This window comes from Stenotrophomonas sp. 80084_Sma (genome assembly GCF_056481995.1).
On record NZ_CM151177.1, the window covers coordinates 2,850,052 to 2,864,015 of the forward strand.

14 protein-coding genes are annotated in these 13,964 nt (G+C 67.1%); 13 read left to right on the forward strand and 1 reads right to left on the reverse strand.

The genetic code is table 11. From position 1 onward, the window contains the following. Positions 1–64 precede the first annotated feature (64 nt). The 12 genes from ACZK3W_RS13200 to ACZK3W_RS13255 all read left to right on the forward strand — a co-directional run bounded on the left by ACZK3W_RS13200 (position 65) and on the right by ACZK3W_RS13255 (position 12,394). Complete coding sequence (locus ACZK3W_RS13200) at positions 65–610, forward strand: A24 family peptidase (RefSeq protein ID WP_032128071.1); 546 nt, start codon at positions 65–67, stop codon at positions 608–610. Continuing rightward, positions 607–1,083 carry a TadE/TadG family type IV pilus assembly protein gene (locus ACZK3W_RS13205; RefSeq protein WP_049398481.1) on the forward strand — a complete coding sequence of 159 codons (477 nt, stop codon included), beginning with the start codon at positions 607–609 and terminating at the stop codon, positions 1,081–1,083. Before ACZK3W_RS13200 ends, ACZK3W_RS13205 begins: the two co-directional genes overlap by 4 nt. Before the next feature lie 23 nt (positions 1,084–1,106). Next, positions 1,107–2,144 (forward strand): Flp pilus assembly protein CpaB, encoded by a 1,038-nt coding sequence (gene cpaB / locus ACZK3W_RS13210; protein ID WP_197615422.1) that lies wholly within the window; start codon positions 1,107–1,109, stop codon positions 2,142–2,144. Between the two features lie 18 nt (positions 2,145–2,162). Next, entirely contained in the window at positions 2,163–3,521 is a 1,359-nt protein-coding gene (locus ACZK3W_RS13215) for a type II and III secretion system protein family protein (RefSeq protein WP_049423074.1), read from the forward strand. A gap of 27 nt (positions 3,522–3,548) precedes the next feature. Next, positions 3,549–4,805: a CpaE/TadZ family protein gene (locus ACZK3W_RS13220; protein ID WP_032128075.1), complete on the forward strand. Its 1,257-nt coding sequence runs from the start codon at positions 3,549–3,551 to the stop codon at positions 4,803–4,805. After that, the gene (locus ACZK3W_RS13225; protein WP_032128076.1) at positions 4,790–6,139 is read left to right on the forward strand and encodes a TadA family conjugal transfer-associated ATPase; all 1,350 of its coding nucleotides are present in this window, start codon (positions 4,790–4,792) and stop codon (positions 6,137–6,139) included. The genes ACZK3W_RS13220 and ACZK3W_RS13225 overlap by 16 nt, the downstream gene beginning before the upstream one ends. A gap of 2 nt (positions 6,140–6,141) precedes the next feature. Further along, entirely contained in the window at positions 6,142–7,098 is a 957-nt protein-coding gene (locus ACZK3W_RS13230; RefSeq protein WP_032128077.1) for a type II secretion system F family protein, read from the forward strand. Between the two features lie 28 nt (positions 7,099–7,126). After that, positions 7,127–8,062, forward strand: a complete 936-nt coding sequence (locus ACZK3W_RS13235; protein ID WP_032128078.1) for a type II secretion system F family protein — start codon at positions 7,127–7,129, stop codon at positions 8,060–8,062. Further along, positions 8,062–8,958 carry a tetratricopeptide repeat protein gene (locus ACZK3W_RS13240; protein WP_049460957.1) on the forward strand — a complete coding sequence of 299 codons (897 nt, stop codon included), beginning with the start codon at positions 8,062–8,064 and terminating at the stop codon, positions 8,956–8,958. The genes ACZK3W_RS13235 and ACZK3W_RS13240 overlap by 1 nt, the downstream gene beginning before the upstream one ends. Further along, positions 8,955–9,413, forward strand: a complete 459-nt coding sequence (locus ACZK3W_RS13245) for a DUF3613 domain-containing protein (RefSeq protein ID WP_032128080.1) — start codon at positions 8,955–8,957, stop codon at positions 9,411–9,413. The genes ACZK3W_RS13240 and ACZK3W_RS13245 overlap by 4 nt, the downstream gene beginning before the upstream one ends. An 8-nt stretch (positions 9,414–9,421) precedes the next feature. After that, positions 9,422–11,581 (forward strand): TadG family pilus assembly protein, encoded by a 2,160-nt coding sequence (locus tag ACZK3W_RS13250; RefSeq protein WP_197615420.1) that lies wholly within the window; start codon positions 9,422–9,424, stop codon positions 11,579–11,581. A 99-nt stretch (positions 11,582–11,680) separates the two neighbouring features. Beyond that, positions 11,681–12,394 carry a DUF2968 domain-containing protein gene (locus ACZK3W_RS13255; RefSeq protein ID WP_043402505.1) on the forward strand — a complete coding sequence of 238 codons (714 nt, stop codon included), beginning with the start codon at positions 11,681–11,683 and terminating at the stop codon, positions 12,392–12,394. Positions 12,395–12,463: 69 nt separating this feature from the next. On the opposite strand, the gene ACZK3W_RS13260 is transcribed toward ACZK3W_RS13255, so the two are convergent. After that, entirely contained in the window at positions 12,464–12,850 is a 387-nt protein-coding gene (locus tag ACZK3W_RS13260; RefSeq protein WP_197615419.1) for a hypothetical protein, read from the reverse strand. Positions 12,851–13,036: 186 nt separating this feature from the next. Here ACZK3W_RS13260 and ACZK3W_RS13265 point away from each other — a divergent pair, with 186 nt between their 5' ends. Next, positions 13,037–13,861 (forward strand): alpha/beta fold hydrolase, encoded by an 825-nt coding sequence (locus tag ACZK3W_RS13265; protein WP_049423090.1) that lies wholly within the window; start codon positions 13,037–13,039, stop codon positions 13,859–13,861. The last annotated feature ends 103 nt before the right edge of the window (positions 13,862–13,964 follow it).

Consider the following 13,964-nt stretch of genomic DNA (forward strand, 5'->3'; position numbering starts at 1 on the left):
CGCGTCCCAGGCTGATCAGGGACAGCAACTGCTGACCGTCCACTGACGGACAATGGAGGGTGCGATGACACTGCTGGGATTGCTGGCCATCGGTGTGTGCCTGCGGATCGCGATCAGCGATCTGTACGCCCGTCGGGTGCCCAACGCCTGGCTGCTGTCTGCATGCGCGATCACCGTTGTCGTGCTCATCGCCGGACAGTTCAACGCGCCGCGCCTGCCGTGGGCTTCCCACGTTGCCGGCGCGGCGCTCGGCCTGGTCGCATTGCTGCCTTTCCACGCAGTGCGCTGGATGGGCGCCGGCGATGTCAAATTCTTTTCGGTACTGGGATTGATGCTGGGCTGGCAGGCACTGCTGCCGATCTGGATCGCGGCCAGCCTGGCAGCGGGCGCACATGCCGCACTGGTGCTGGTATCGCGACGGTTGGGTCCAGTACTGCCCATCGGCCTTCAAGCCCATATGCATCGGGCAAGTTCGCAATGGCATTCGCATCCGGCGCTGCGCGGGATGCAGAGCGCCCGCCAGGGACGCCAAGGCATTCCCTACGCCGCCTACCTGGCGGTATCCGCCATCGCCTGGGTCCTCATCAGCACGTACGGAGGCGTGGCATGAACATCCACAACCGACGCCGGCAACGTGGCGCGGCCAGCATCGAGTTCGCGCTGATGTTGATGCTGGGCCTGCTGCCGCTGCTACTGTTCACGTTCTCCGGCGTAATGATCATGGCGGCCCAGCAGACGTTGGCAACCGCCTCGGCCGAGGGTGCACGTGCATCGCTGCGCTATGGCAGCGCCAACGAACGCCGTACTGCCGCCTGCGTTGCAGCGCGTAGTTCGATGCAGTGGCTGCTGAACTTCTCGGGTCAGCCGGTCGACTGCAGCAATGGCGGAAACAACGCCATTCTGGTTTCCGCGCAGGCCCCCTGCGCCGGACTGGCCAGCGCCCAGTGCATGACCGTAACGGTCAGCTACGACTACGCAAGCCATCCCTTCCTGCCCGGCACCGCCACGCTTTACAAGTGGGTGATGCGGGCTCCCATCCGCAGCGTCGCGGTCGCTCAGCTCGACCTCGGCAGCGGCAACTGACGTTCGGTACAGGAGACGGTTCCATGCTCAAGTTGACCCGCATTGCTGCCGTCGCCCTGATCGGGCTGGCCGTGCTGCTGGCGGTGATCGCCTTGATGATCGGGCGCAAGCAGGCCGCACCGGCAACGGTTGCCCCGATGACGCAGAGCGAAGCCCAGGCGATCACCGTGGTGGAAGCGGTGGCGCGACTGCCGGCCGGCGAACCGATCTCTGCCAACGGACTGCGTCTCGCACAGCGCAGCGCCCCGGTTGCCGGTGCCGCCACCAGCATTTCCGCCGTGGTCGGAAAGGTGCCGGTGCAGGACATCGCCGAAGGCACGGCGATCAGCAGCAACGCACTCGCGCAGGGATTCTCGCTGCAGCTGCGCCCCGGGGAACGCGCACTGGCGGTCCCGGTCGACGAGCTGGTGGGGGCCGGCAACCGCATCCTGCCCGGTGATTTCGTCGACGTGTTCCTCAACCTGCGCAATGCCCAATCCACTGCCAGCGGCCCGGCCGACGCAGCACAGACGCGCCTGCTGCTGTCGCGCCTGCGCGTGCTCAGCTATGGCCAGCAGGACATCGCCCCGGCCAACCATGACGCTGTTGCCAGCAACGAGGCCGATGGCCGCAACGATCCACGCGCCGCCGACATCACCGGAAGCAGCAGCACCCAGAGCACGGGCAGCGGGACCGCCCAGCCGGCACGCAGCGCGGTACTGGCGGTGCCGGTGGCCGATGCCAACCGGCTGCTGCTGGGTGCGCAGCAGGGCAAGCTGTTCCTCGCCCTGCGCAACCCTGCCGATTCCGGCCAGCCCGATCTGGCGCTGTTCCCGCAGGCACGCGGGGTGATTGATCCCCTGCGTGGCCTGGATGCGGAACAGCAGCTTGCGCTGCAGCGGCCAGAGAATCACGCCTTCGCCGGCATCGACGGCGATGCATTGGCCGGCCGCAGCAACGCGCCGGCGCGCAGCACCCAGGATGCCCCGGCACGCGCACCCGCACCACGGCGCAGCGCCCCACGCGCATCGGGCATCGAAATCATCCGAGGTGACAGCTCCGCCCCCCGTGGTTCCCTTTGACCTGCATCGAGCGCATCCATGACCGAACGTCGCCGCAGTCCACGCCCTTCCCCCCGCCAGCGCTGGCTGGCCCTGCTGCTGGTGCTGCTGGCACCGGCGACAAGCGTGGCCGCCGACGACCTGGTGCTGCAGGCGCGTGAGCAGCGCCCCTGGACCCTGCCGGGTGATCTGGAGCGGGTCGCCATTGCCGATCCGGGCGTGGCCGATATCGTGATGCTGCGCGGCCAGCGCCAGGCCCTGCTGGTCGGCAAGGCGCCGGGCACCACCACGCTCCTGCTCTGGCACCGCAAGCAGACCGAACCACAGCGCCTGCAGGTGCGGGTACAAAGTGCGGTGCAGGGTGCGGCCGACGCCGGCGCGAACGGGCTGGTATTCACCCAGCAGGACAATCAGGGCCTGCTGCAGGGAAGCACCGAGAGCGTGCTGTCGCACATGCAGGAGCAGAAGGCTGCCGCCATGGCCCTGGGCAAGGATGGCCTGCTTGCCGACGCATCCACGGTGAGCAGCGGCGGCGTGGTCCAGGTCGAGGTCAAGGTGGTCGAGTTCAACAAGACCGCACTGAAGCAGATCGGCATCAGCTTCCAGAACCGCAATGGCAACTTCGCCTACGGCTTCGCCCGCCCGGGCGGCCAGCTGCCGGGCAATACCGGCATCCTGCCCGGCATGAAGGAAGGCAACTCCGGCAACGAAGCCGAATCGCCCATTTCTTCGGCCTTCCGCCTGGTGTTCGGCTCGACCAAGGGCCTGTGGAATGCCGACGTCGACCTGCTGCAGAGCAATGGCATGGCGCGTGTGCTGGCCGAACCGACACTGGTCGCGCTGTCCGGGCAGAGCGCCAGTTTCCTGGCCGGCGGCGAGCTGCCGATCCTGGAACCGCAGGGACTGGGCACCACCACCATCACCTACAAGCCCTTCGGCATCGGCCTGACCGTGACACCGACGGTACTGGCACCGAACCGCATCGCCCTCAAAGTCGCACCGGAAGCCAGCGACCTGGACTACAGCAACGCCATCGCGCTCAACGGCGTGCAGATTCCCTCCATCACCACCCGCCGCGCCGATACCACGGTCGAACTGGGCGATGGCGAGAGCTTCGTGATCGGTGGCCTGGTCAGTTCCAACGTGGTTTCCAGCGTCGGCAAGATCCCGCTGCTGGGTGACCTGCCGATCATCGGCTCGTTCTTCCGCAACTTCGACTACAAGCGCCAGGACAAGGAACTGGTGATCATCGTCACGCCACGCCTGGTGAAGCCGTTGGCACGCAACACCGAGCTGCCGCTGCCCGGCGACCGCGAGGCCAAGCCGCACATGCCCGAATGGGGCGCCTGGCTGCTGGGTCCTATCAGCCAGGACCCGGTGCCCGGCTTCTCACGCTGATTCCATGATGCCTGCGATACCACGCCCATGCCCTACGCCACTGCCCAGCCGCTGCATCCGCAAGGACCGCCGATGAACCTGGTCCTGTACGGAATGGATCGCGAACTGCTGCCCCGGCTGGCGGCGAAACTGCCGCCAACCACCACCCTGCACTGGCAGGACAGCAGCACGCCGACCTCCGCCCAGGACCTGCAACGCGGGCCGCAGAGCCTTGTGCTGCTCGACTTCCGCCCGGAACATGCGGCCGCCTCCAGCGTGCTGGCGCAGCAACTGCAGCAGACCGAGCCGGATCTGGCATTGGTTGCAGTCGGTGCCACCAGTGCCGGCCAGGTGGAAGGCGTTGTCATCGCATTGCGGGCGGGCCTGCGTGATGTGCTGGACCTGGACAGCGACAACGTCGGCATCGAGGCCGCGCTGCGTCGCGCCCTCTCACCACGACCGGCTGCCGCCGCGCAGCAGGCGCACAAGGCCCGCCTGATCGTCCTGCTGGGCGTGCGCGCCGGGGTCGGCACCAGTACGCTGGCCGCGCATCTTTCGGTGCTGGCACAGCAGACCCGTGCACTGGCACAGGGCGAGGCACTGCAGCAGGATGGCCTGCTGATGGAGCTGGCCCAGCCTTCGGGCGACCTCGCCCTGTACCTCAACCTGGACAGCCGCTTCCACTACGAAGACGCGCTGCGCAACGCCAGCCGCATCGACGCCACCCTCGCCCGTACGGCCATGGCCCGTCACGATTCCGGGCTGGTGCTGCTGGACCGCGCCAGCGGTAGCGATGCGGTACCGCCGTCCGATCCGGGTGCGCTGCTGCAGCGCCTGCGCACCGTGTTCGCCAGCGTGCTGTGTGATGCCGGCGGCTGCCCGCTGCGTCAGCTGCCGCCGCTGCTGCTGGACCAGGCCGACGAGATCTGGCTGGTCACCGATGCCTCCATTGCCACGCTGGTGTCGCTCGACCAGGCACTGAAGCATCTTGCCGGCCAGCGCGAACGCGAGAAGCGCCTGCAGCTGGTGATCAACCGCCACGATGACAGCAGCGGCATGAGCCCGGAGCAGATCGCGCGCCGCTTCGAGGTTCCCCTGCTGGCCACGCTTCCCGAACGACCGCGCGTGCGCCTGGCTGCCAGCCAGGGTCACCTGCTGCTGCAGGATGCGCCGCGCGACCCCTACCTGCGTGCCCTCGCCCCGCTGGTTTCGCGCCTGGATCCGGCTGCCTGCCCGGTCCAGGCGCAGGGCCTGCGGGAAAGACTCTCCCTTGCCCTGGGTGGATCGCAATGGAAGACAAGGTAACCCCGTTCCCGCATGCCGTTGCCCGGCCGGTGCTGCCCGAAAGCTCGCCGGGCCATCAGCCATTCGCGCAGACCGAGCAGTACCAGAAGGTGCTGTCGGCCGCGCATGAGCACCTGCTCAACAGCATCGAGGACGAGCGCATCGACATCGATTCCTGGGCCCCCGACACCATCGCCCGCTGGGTGCAGGTGCAGACGGTGAGCTTCATCCAGGAATGGCGCATCCCGATCAACGAAGAGGAGATGCAGGTGGTTGCCGACGGCCTGGTCAAGGAGCTGACCGGCTTCGGCCCGCTGGACGACCTGCTACACGACCCGTCCATCGAAGACATCCTGATCAACGGTTTCAAGGATGTGCACGTGTCCCAGGGCGGCCAGCTCAAGCGGGCCACCCAGCGCTTCACCGACGATACGCATCTGCTGCGCATCCTGCGCCGCATCCTCGCCCCGCTTGGGCGCCGCCTGGATGACTCCAATCCGATGGTCGATGCGCGCCTGCCCAACGGCGGCCGTCTCAACGCGATCATCTCGCCGCTGGCGGTGGATGGACCGATGGTGTCCATCCGCAAGTTCCGCAAGGACCCGTTCACCCCCGATGAACTGCTGGCCAAGGGCACCTTCGATGCGCCGATGCAGGCCTTGCTGAAGGCGATGGTACTGGGTCGCTGCAACATCCTGGTGTCCGGCGGCACCAGCTCGGGCAAGACCTCGCTGCTGAACGCCCTGGCCAGCTACGTCCCCGCGAACGAGCGCGTGATCACCGTCGAAGACACCGCCGAGCTCTCGCTCAACCACCCGCATGTAGTTCGCCTGGAAAGCCGTATCGGCGGCGCCGAAGGGCACGGTGCGGTCAGCATCCGCGATCTGGTCCGCAACAGCCTGCGCATGCGCCCCGACCGCATCGTCGTCGGCGAAGTGCGCGGTGCCGAGGTGCTGGAAATGCTGCAGGCGATGAACACCGGCCACGACGGCTCGATGGCCACCATCCACGCCAATTCGCCCCGCGACTGCCTGTACCGGATCGAGATGCTGGCCGGTTTTGCCGGCTTCCAGGGCAGCGAGGACAGCCTGCGCCGGCAGATCGCCAGTGCCATCGACTTCATCGTGCAGATCTCGCGCCTGGGCAGCGGCCGCCGCGTGCTGGTCTCGATCACCGAGATCACCGGGGTCAGCGACAACCTGATCACCACCCAGGAAATGTTCCGCCACGAGCTGCAGATCGACGGCAACGGCAAGGAGATCGATCGCTGGGTCGGGCTGGGCTTCCATCCGCACTCGCACAAGCTGGAGCCGTTCCGCCAGCAGCTGCGCGAATCGCTCTACGGAGACTTCTGAGCATGGGAACCGGCGCGCTGCTGGGCATGCTGAGCATCATCGCGGTGCTGCTGGCGCTGGCAGCCTGGCTGTGGGGCACGGCCAGCAGCCGTGAGCAACGCCAGGTTTCAATGCGGCACGCCGAGCAGCAGCTTTCGCGCGGAAGCGCCACGGGCGGAGCACCCGCCGGGCCGTCCGTCACCGCTGCCAACGACCCGGCGCGGCCCGCCAGCGCCGGGCGCCGCGTGCTGCCGCTGGATGGCCTGCTGCAGCGCGCAGGGCTGCAGACCGGCTGGAAAATTCCCATCATGCTGCTGGTACCGGGGCTGGTACTGTCGGTGGTGGCGATGCTGCGGCTGGGCACCGCATGGATGTTTCCGCTGACCCTGCTGCTGTACCTGCTTGGCTGCTGGCTGTGGGTGATGCGGCGGACCACGAAGCTGCGTGCGCAACTGCTGCATCAGCTGCCGGACTTCCTCGACAACCTGGTGCGGCTGACCGCACTGGGTAACAGCCTGCAGGCCGCGTTCCAGGTTGCGTCGATGCAGACGAGCGCGCCGTTGCGCGGGCTGCTGGACACCACGGTGCGCTTTGCACGCAGCGGCATGGAGCTGGACCGTGCACTCGCACAGGCTTCGCATCCCTATCGCATGGATGTGCTGAAGGTGTTGTCGGTGGTGATCGGTGTCAGCGTGCGCATCGGCGGGCGCTCCGACCAGATCCTGCAGCGCATGGGCGATTTCATGCGCGATCTGGAACAGGCCCAGCAGGAGCTTGCAGCGACCACCTCGGAGACGCGGATGTCAGCGTGGGTGCTGGGCCTGTTGCCACCGGCCTGCGCGGTACTGATGGCGATCACCAGCCCGGACTTCTTCCAGCCGGTGCTGCACGATCCGCTCGGCCACAAGATCCTGCTGCTTGCACTGGGCATGGAACTTGTCGGTGGCTTCCTGCTGTATCGCCTGGCCAAGTCGCTATGAACCCCCTTCGCCCCGCCGGAGACAACCGATGAGCGCCAGCGCCTGGTTCGCCCTCTCCCTGCTCGTGCTGGCCGCCGGTATCGCCCTGCTCGGTATCGGCGGCTGGGTACGCAGCCATCGTGAGCAACGTACAACGGCCACCTTGAAGACCGCCCTGCAGCCGCGCGAGGCGTCCCGTGACACCGAGCCTGCGCGGCACGATTCGCTGGGCTGGCTGGAACGCTTCGGCCGTGCCCTCAGCGGCGGCCGGCTGGAAACGGCATTGCTGGCCAATGAAGACCGGCTGCTGTTGGACCTGGCCGGGTGGAACACCCGCCGCGGTACGGCCATCTACCTCGGCCTGCGCCTGCTGCTGGCCGTGCTGGTGCTGGTACTGGTGCTGACATTCAGCAGCGTCACCGGGCTGGCCAGGATCATGGTGATCATCGGCGCCCTCGCCGCCGGCCTGCTCCTGCCCAAGTTCGTTCTCTCCTCCTGGGTGAAACGGCGCCGACGAGCGGTCGACAACGAGCTGCCGCTGCTGATCGACCTGCTGCGTCTGCTGCAAGGCGTGGGCTTCAGCATGGACCAGAGCCTGCAGACGCTCGGCGACAAGCTGCGCGATGCATTGCCGGTCCTCGGCGGCGAGCTGCAGGAGGCCAACATCGCCTATACCCACGGCCGCACGCGCGCACAATCCCTGCGCCGGCTGAGCGAGGTCTATGCCGACGATGACCTGACCAGCCTGATGCAGCTGATCCTGCAGGTGCACGCCCATGGCGGCGCGGTGCAGGAGCCCCTGCGGCAGTTCAGCATCCGCCTGCGCGAACAGCGTCGCAACACGCTGAAGGAAAAGGTCGGCAAGCTCTCGGTGAAGATGACCGTGGTGATGATGCTGACCCTGCTGCCAGCGTTGATGCTGGTCCTTGCCGGTCCGGCGCTGGTCGCGCTGGCTACCACCATGTCCAAGATGGGGTCCCCCTGATGCCTGCCCTGCGCACTTCCTGCCTCATTGTTGCCCTGGCTGCCGTTGCCGGCGCCAGCGGCTGTGCATCGACCACGCCGAAGTACCTGCGCGCGCCCAGCCTGGCCGCGCCCGAACCGGCACCGCAGGACAGCCGCAATGCCTACCTGGAGCTGATCGAGCGCATGCAGCAGCAAGGCGCATGGTATGCCTCGCTCGCCCACGTCGACGCCTTCCGCCAGCGCTACGGCGATCCGCCGGCGTTGCGCCTGCTGCAGGCCGACGCGCTGCGCGAGACCGGCCAGGCCGATGCCGCGGTCACCCTGTACCGCGATCTTTCCAGTGGCCCCCAGGCCGCCGCGGCCGCCCATGGTCTGGGCCTGATTGCCGCGCGCCGCGACGACGACACCGGCAGTGAGCAGGCGTTGGCGCGGGCGACCGAACTGCAGCCATTGAACACAAGTTATCTCGGCGACCTGGGCTATGCGCGGCTGCGCGCCGGGCAGTTCGAGCGCGCGCGCGAACCCCTGGCCAAGGCGCTGGAGCTGTCGCCGGGCAATGCCAAGGCCACCGCCAACCTCGCCCTCTGGGCGGTGCTGCGGGGCGACACCGCCACTGCCGAACGCCTCGCCCAGCAAGCGAACCTCAACGACGAGACCCGGCTCAGCATCCAGCAGCAGGCGGCGCAGATCCGTGCCCGCCTGCAGCAGCGCCAGGCCGCAGCGGCAGCCGCCGCAGTCGTGCCGGCCACTGCCCGTGCTCTCGCCAGCGATGCCGCCGGCAACCCGCCCGGCGCCACGCGATTGGCGGCGGAACCGCGCCGCGACAGCCGCGATGAACGCGATCCGCAGCGCCTGCCGCCCTCGATGCTGGAACGCTTCAGCGCCTCCGACCACCCGAACGGGAACACACCATGACCGCGACGCCCCTGACCCGACGCCTGCTGCCCGTTCTGATCTGCCTGCTGCCGGCCGCCGCCGTGCAGGCGCAGCAACAGCCGCTGACCGGGCAGATGCTTGGCGGCAGCACGCCGGCTGCGTCGGCTTCGCAGCCGCTGCAGTCCGAGTCACTGCCCACCGTGGACCTGGCGGCCCCGCCAGCACCGGTGCCGCAGGCGGCGCCTGCAGCAGTGGCCAACACCGACGGCAGCACTGCAGCTCCGCGGCCCGGCCGCAGCCAGATCGGCGATACCACGCGCAACCTGTTCCGCCTGCAGGCATCGGGCCAACAGGCCGGACAGCACCTGCCGATCCTCGGCGACCAGGCGACGCTGAGTTACGCCCGCTACATGAAGAGCTTCGAACACGAGATCCCGGACTTCTTTGAAGCCGATGTCGCCAAGTCCAAGGGATCATCCTCATCCGGACGCTGAGGTAGGCCATGAAACGCCCACGCCAGTTCAGTTTCAGCCGCCCACGGGGCGGCATGTCGATCACCATGATGCTGGTCATGCTGGCACTGCTGGCGATGCTGGGCCTGATCGAGATCGGTTACCTGTTCTGGGCCAAGCGCGATGCACAGAAAGTCGCTGATCTGGCCGCACTGGCCGGAGCGCAGCGACTGGAACTGTGCACCTCGGACAACAGCGACAACAGTGCTGCGCGGCAGAGCGCACTCACCCAGAACACCTTCGCAGGAAGCCTGGAAATCCGCTGCGGAAACTGGAACGTGACCCGCGCCACCGAAGGGCACTTCAGCCCGGTCGTCGATGCAGCGAATCAACGCAATGCTGTCCGTGTCATCACCCGCCGCGCGGTGCTTCCCTTCTTCGGGCAGAACAGCAGCCTGCCGACCGTGACCGCCCAGGCGGTGGCGCGCCGTGCAGAACCGACGGCGGTTTTCAGTGTCGGCTCGCAACTGCTGCGCATCAATGGCAACACGCCACTGGGAAATGTCCTGAAACTGGTGGGTGCCGACCTCGACAAGACCACCCTGCTCGGCTACGACGGCCTTGCACAGGCGCATATCACCCCGAACGGACTGCTGCAGGCACTGGGCATTCCGATCGACGTCAACATGGGCGTGGCGGAGTTCAACAATCTGCTGGCCGGCCGCAAGGTCAAGCTGGGCAAGATCCTTCAGGCGACCGTTGACCTGCTCACCCAGCAGGGCGTTGCCCACGTGGACCTGAGTGCACTGGAGAATGCCCTGGTCGTGAAGGGCATCGACCTCAAGCAGCTGGAGGTGAAACTCGGCTCCGATGACAGCGGTGGCGGCCTGTTCGCACGCGTGGTCGCGCCGGATGGAACGATTTCCAGCGCGCTGCAGGCCGATGTCAATGTGCTGGACCTGATCGGCACCAGCATCAGCATCGCCAATGGCGGCCGTGCGGTCTCGGTCGATGAACTCAACCTGCTGGGCCTGGTCAATGCCAAAGCCGCTGTGGTGGAACCGCCGTCCATCGCCATCGGTGGCGTTGGCTCGCGCGCTTACAACGCGCAGATCCGTGTCTTCCTCGACATCGACACCAACAACATTCCCGTTGCAGGCGGCGTGCTTTCACTGCTGGGCATCCGCCTGAAGCTGCCGGTCCATGCGGACGTGACCAATGCAATGGCGACCCTGACCAGCCTGCAATGTGGCAGCACGCCTCCCACGGCGACGATCAAGGTCGAGTCTTCCGTGCTGCGCGCCTGCGTCGGCAAGGTGGCCGACAGCGAGCGGTTCTCCAAGCAGAATGTCTGTGGCGACACCCTGCAGAAGGAACAGATGCTCACACTGCTCGGCGCCCCGTTGATCAATGACAGCATCAAGGTCAATACGCTGACCGACACGCAAAGCCTCACCCTCCCCGCCGGCGCGACCGGTTCAACCCAGGTCAACTCCCTGGAGGTGGGCACCGCGGTGTCCGAGCTGGTCGGCGAACTGCTGCGCGTACTGTCCGGCATGCTCGATCCGCGCGACGATGGCATGAGCCAGGGCTCGACCGCAGCGCAGTTGGCCGATCGCTACCTGAAAGCAGCCAACGTTGGTCGCAAGCGATACGATGTTGACGCAACCATCAAGCTGCTGGAATTCGGAGACAGCACGCAGGGATTGAAACCACTTGGAAACTGGGACATCACCAAGGGGGTACCTACCAGCTGTGTGCTGGTGACCTGCATGGTCGACGGCAAGGTCTGGCAAGGATTCCGCAACGCAGTGACCGGGGTTGGCTCGGGGCTCCTCGATGGCGTACTGGGAGCGCTTGTGGGTGGGCTGCTGGTCAAGCAGTGCAACAGCCTGATTGGCGCGCTGGATGACACCACCTACAACAACTGCATGAAGTACAACCTGACTTCCTACCTGCAGACCGCCGATGCCGGCTTCCTGGACCAGTTCGCCGGCGACGGCGTCACCGCCCCCGGCAATGGCCCGGTCAGTTGTTCGGGCCTGCTGTGCTTGCTGCTGAAGCCCGCCCTGGACGTCCTGAAGCCGCTGCTCAACAGCGTCGGCTCCCTGCTGCGCTCGCTGCTGGCGCAGGTGCTGGGCCTGGAACTGGGCCGTACGGATGTGCATGTCCAGTCCATCCAGTGCACGCCCGCACAGCTGGTCTACTGACCCGTGACGGGCGCCCTTGGCGGCGCCCGCGCACATGCTAGACTCCCGGCGGGGAACCACCTTCATCTCAACCCACACTCATCCGTGGATGGTCTAGACATGCGAGAAACTTCAGGGGGCGCGGTCTTCGCCCGGCACGCGCGCGGCGCGGCACTGCTGGCCGTGGCCATGATGCTGGTGGCACCGGCGGCGATGGCTGCCCGTGGCGACCGCGAAGCAGCCGCAGAGCCGGCCGCACGTACCGCACCGGTGGTGCGCAACACTGTTGACGAGCTCAAGCAGCTGATGGATGCCCGCCAGCTGACCGAGCTGCGCACCACCTACAACGGCAACTACGGCGCCAGCCTGCTGTTCAATGCCAACACCCTGACCTACTACGTCGCCCTGTTCCAGGAGAAGAACTTCTGGCGGGTGATCAAGACCGATGCCGTCGACAACGCCGAGCGTGTCTACCGCACCTTCGCGCAGCAGTCAGAGCAGCTGGCCCAGGTCTACATCGACACCACCCGACTGGAAGCCGGCAAGCGCTATACCGAGCGCCTGGTGGCCTACAACGAGGAGCGCCTGCGCACCCTGCAGCAGGAAATGGAACAGCAGCAGGCACAGTCGGCCCAGGTCAGCGCTGCCCTGCAGCAGGCCCAGCAGCAGGCGGTCAGCCTGAGCAGCGACGTGCAGAGCACCAACAGCCAGCTGGATTCCCTGCAGCGCCGCATCCAGATCCTGCAGGCCGAACAGGGCAACCCGGAGCTGAGCCTGCCCAAGCCGGACAGCGTGCCCTCGCCGGCACCGGCGGCCGCCAGCGACGGTCGCTGAGGTCCAGCGCCTGGCGTGCCGTCCAACGGCGCCTACGGGCGCCGTTGTCGTTTCCGGCACCATTCCATTTCAACGGCACGCCTCATGCACGGCATCGTCCAGTTGCCGGCGCTGCACGAAGTCCATGCGCTTGCCATTGGCCAGCACCTTCCCACGATGCTGCCGCGCGCGCTCACAGGCGGCGGGATCCGCGCTGATCGGTATCAGTGCAGCCCGCGCACGCCGCTGCTGCACCACACGCGGACGCAATGAAGCTGGGCTCGCTGCCTTGGCCGCGCTCGCACCTGTCGAGGGCGGCTCCGCCGGCACCTCCCAGCGCCATTCCGCGCGCCCCTGGCACGGCGTCTGCTGGTAGACCGGGTGCGGCCCGTCCACACATTTGTAGACGTTGGTCTGAGCATGCGCCCCCGTGGCCAGCAGCAGGTACAACAGCGGGCTCCAACACGCGTTCGACATTGCAGGCTCCTCGTCAGGGCTGCCGCCATCCTCGATGCCGGCACGGCTTCGTGCCAGAGCGATACACGTCACATCCGGCGTAATCCAGCACAGCCGTGCAAGTCGTCGGTCTGGCGCTGCGCTGTACTGCCGAAGGCACCGGCATCCACGCCAGCGCCTTCCCTCCCTTCCGTCAAGGAAACCACAATGAGCAACTTCGTCACCGTCGCCGACGGCGCGCGCATCTTCTACAAGGATTGGGGTACCGGCCAGCCGATCGTGTTCGCGCACGGCTGGCCGCTGTCGTCCGATGCCTGGGACCCGCAGATGCTGTTCATGGGCCAGAACGGCTTCCGCGTGATCGCTCACGACCGTCGCAGCCACGGCCGCTCCAGCCAGACCTGGGACGGCAACAACATGGACACCTACGCCGACGACCTGGCCGCCGTGCTCGAGGCGCTGGACCTGAAGGACGCGATCCTGGTCGGCCACTCCACCGGTGGCGGCGAAGTGGCCCATTACATCGGGCGCCACGGCAGCAAGCGCGTGGCCAAGGTGGTGCTGGTCGGCGCCGTGCCGCCGCTGATGCTGAAGACCGATGCCAACCCGGCCGGTACCCCGCTGGAGGTCTTCGACGGCATCCGCAAGGGCACCGGCGGTGACCGCTCGCAGTTCTTCAAGGACCTGACCACGCCGTTCTTCGGCGCCAACCGCGACGGCAACAGCGTTACCCAGGGCATGCGTGATTCGTTCTGGCTGCAGGGCATGCTCGGTGGCGTCAAGGGCCAGTACGACTGCGTGCACGAATTCTCGGAAGTGGATTACACCGAGGACCTGAAGAAGATCGATGTGCCAGCGCTGGTGGTGCATGGCGATGACGACCAGATCGTGCCATTCGATGCCTCAGCCAAGCTGTCCTCGCAGATCATCAAGGACGCCGAGTTGAAGGTGTACGCCGGTGCGCCGCACGGCCTGACCGTCACCCACGCCGACCGGTTCAACGCCGACCTGCTGGCGTTCGCACGCGGGTGATGCACTGCGGCGGCGCCACCCAGCGCCGCCGCCCCTGTGGTAGAGCCGACCGCTGGCCGGCTGCGCAGGATCGGGATGGATTGATCGCGCAAAAAGGGGACGG

Excerpts from the sequence above, each read along its gene's own strand:
- ACZK3W_RS13200 (WP_032128071.1), top strand. The coding sequence starts at position 65 with ATGACACTGCTGGGATTGCTGGCCATCGGTGTGTGCCTGCGGATCGCG.
- ACZK3W_RS13205 (WP_049398481.1), top strand. The coding sequence starts at position 607 with ATGAACATCCACAACCGACGCCGGCAACGTGGCGCGGCCAGCATCGAG.
- cpaB (WP_197615422.1), top strand. The coding sequence starts at position 1,107 with ATGCTCAAGTTGACCCGCATTGCTGCCGTCGCCCTGATCGGGCTGGCC.
- ACZK3W_RS13215 (WP_049423074.1), top strand. The coding sequence starts at position 2,163 with ATGACCGAACGTCGCCGCAGTCCACGCCCTTCCCCCCGCCAGCGCTGG.
- ACZK3W_RS13220 (WP_032128075.1), top strand. The coding sequence starts at position 3,549 with ATGCCCTACGCCACTGCCCAGCCGCTGCATCCGCAAGGACCGCCGATG.
- ACZK3W_RS13225 (WP_032128076.1), top strand. The coding sequence starts at position 4,790 with ATGGAAGACAAGGTAACCCCGTTCCCGCATGCCGTTGCCCGGCCGGTG.
- ACZK3W_RS13230 (WP_032128077.1), top strand. The coding sequence starts at position 6,142 with ATGGGAACCGGCGCGCTGCTGGGCATGCTGAGCATCATCGCGGTGCTG.
- ACZK3W_RS13235 (WP_032128078.1), top strand. The coding sequence starts at position 7,127 with ATGAGCGCCAGCGCCTGGTTCGCCCTCTCCCTGCTCGTGCTGGCCGCC.
- ACZK3W_RS13240 (WP_049460957.1), top strand. The coding sequence starts at position 8,062 with ATGCCTGCCCTGCGCACTTCCTGCCTCATTGTTGCCCTGGCTGCCGTT.
- ACZK3W_RS13245 (WP_032128080.1), top strand. The coding sequence starts at position 8,955 with ATGACCGCGACGCCCCTGACCCGACGCCTGCTGCCCGTTCTGATCTGC.
- ACZK3W_RS13250 (WP_197615420.1), top strand. The coding sequence starts at position 9,422 with ATGAAACGCCCACGCCAGTTCAGTTTCAGCCGCCCACGGGGCGGCATG.
- ACZK3W_RS13255 (WP_043402505.1), top strand. The coding sequence starts at position 11,681 with ATGCGAGAAACTTCAGGGGGCGCGGTCTTCGCCCGGCACGCGCGCGGC.
- ACZK3W_RS13260 (WP_197615419.1), bottom strand. The coding sequence starts at position 12,850 with ATGTCGAACGCGTGTTGGAGCCCGCTGTTGTACCTGCTGCTGGCCACG.
- ACZK3W_RS13265 (WP_049423090.1), top strand. The coding sequence starts at position 13,037 with ATGAGCAACTTCGTCACCGTCGCCGACGGCGCGCGCATCTTCTACAAG.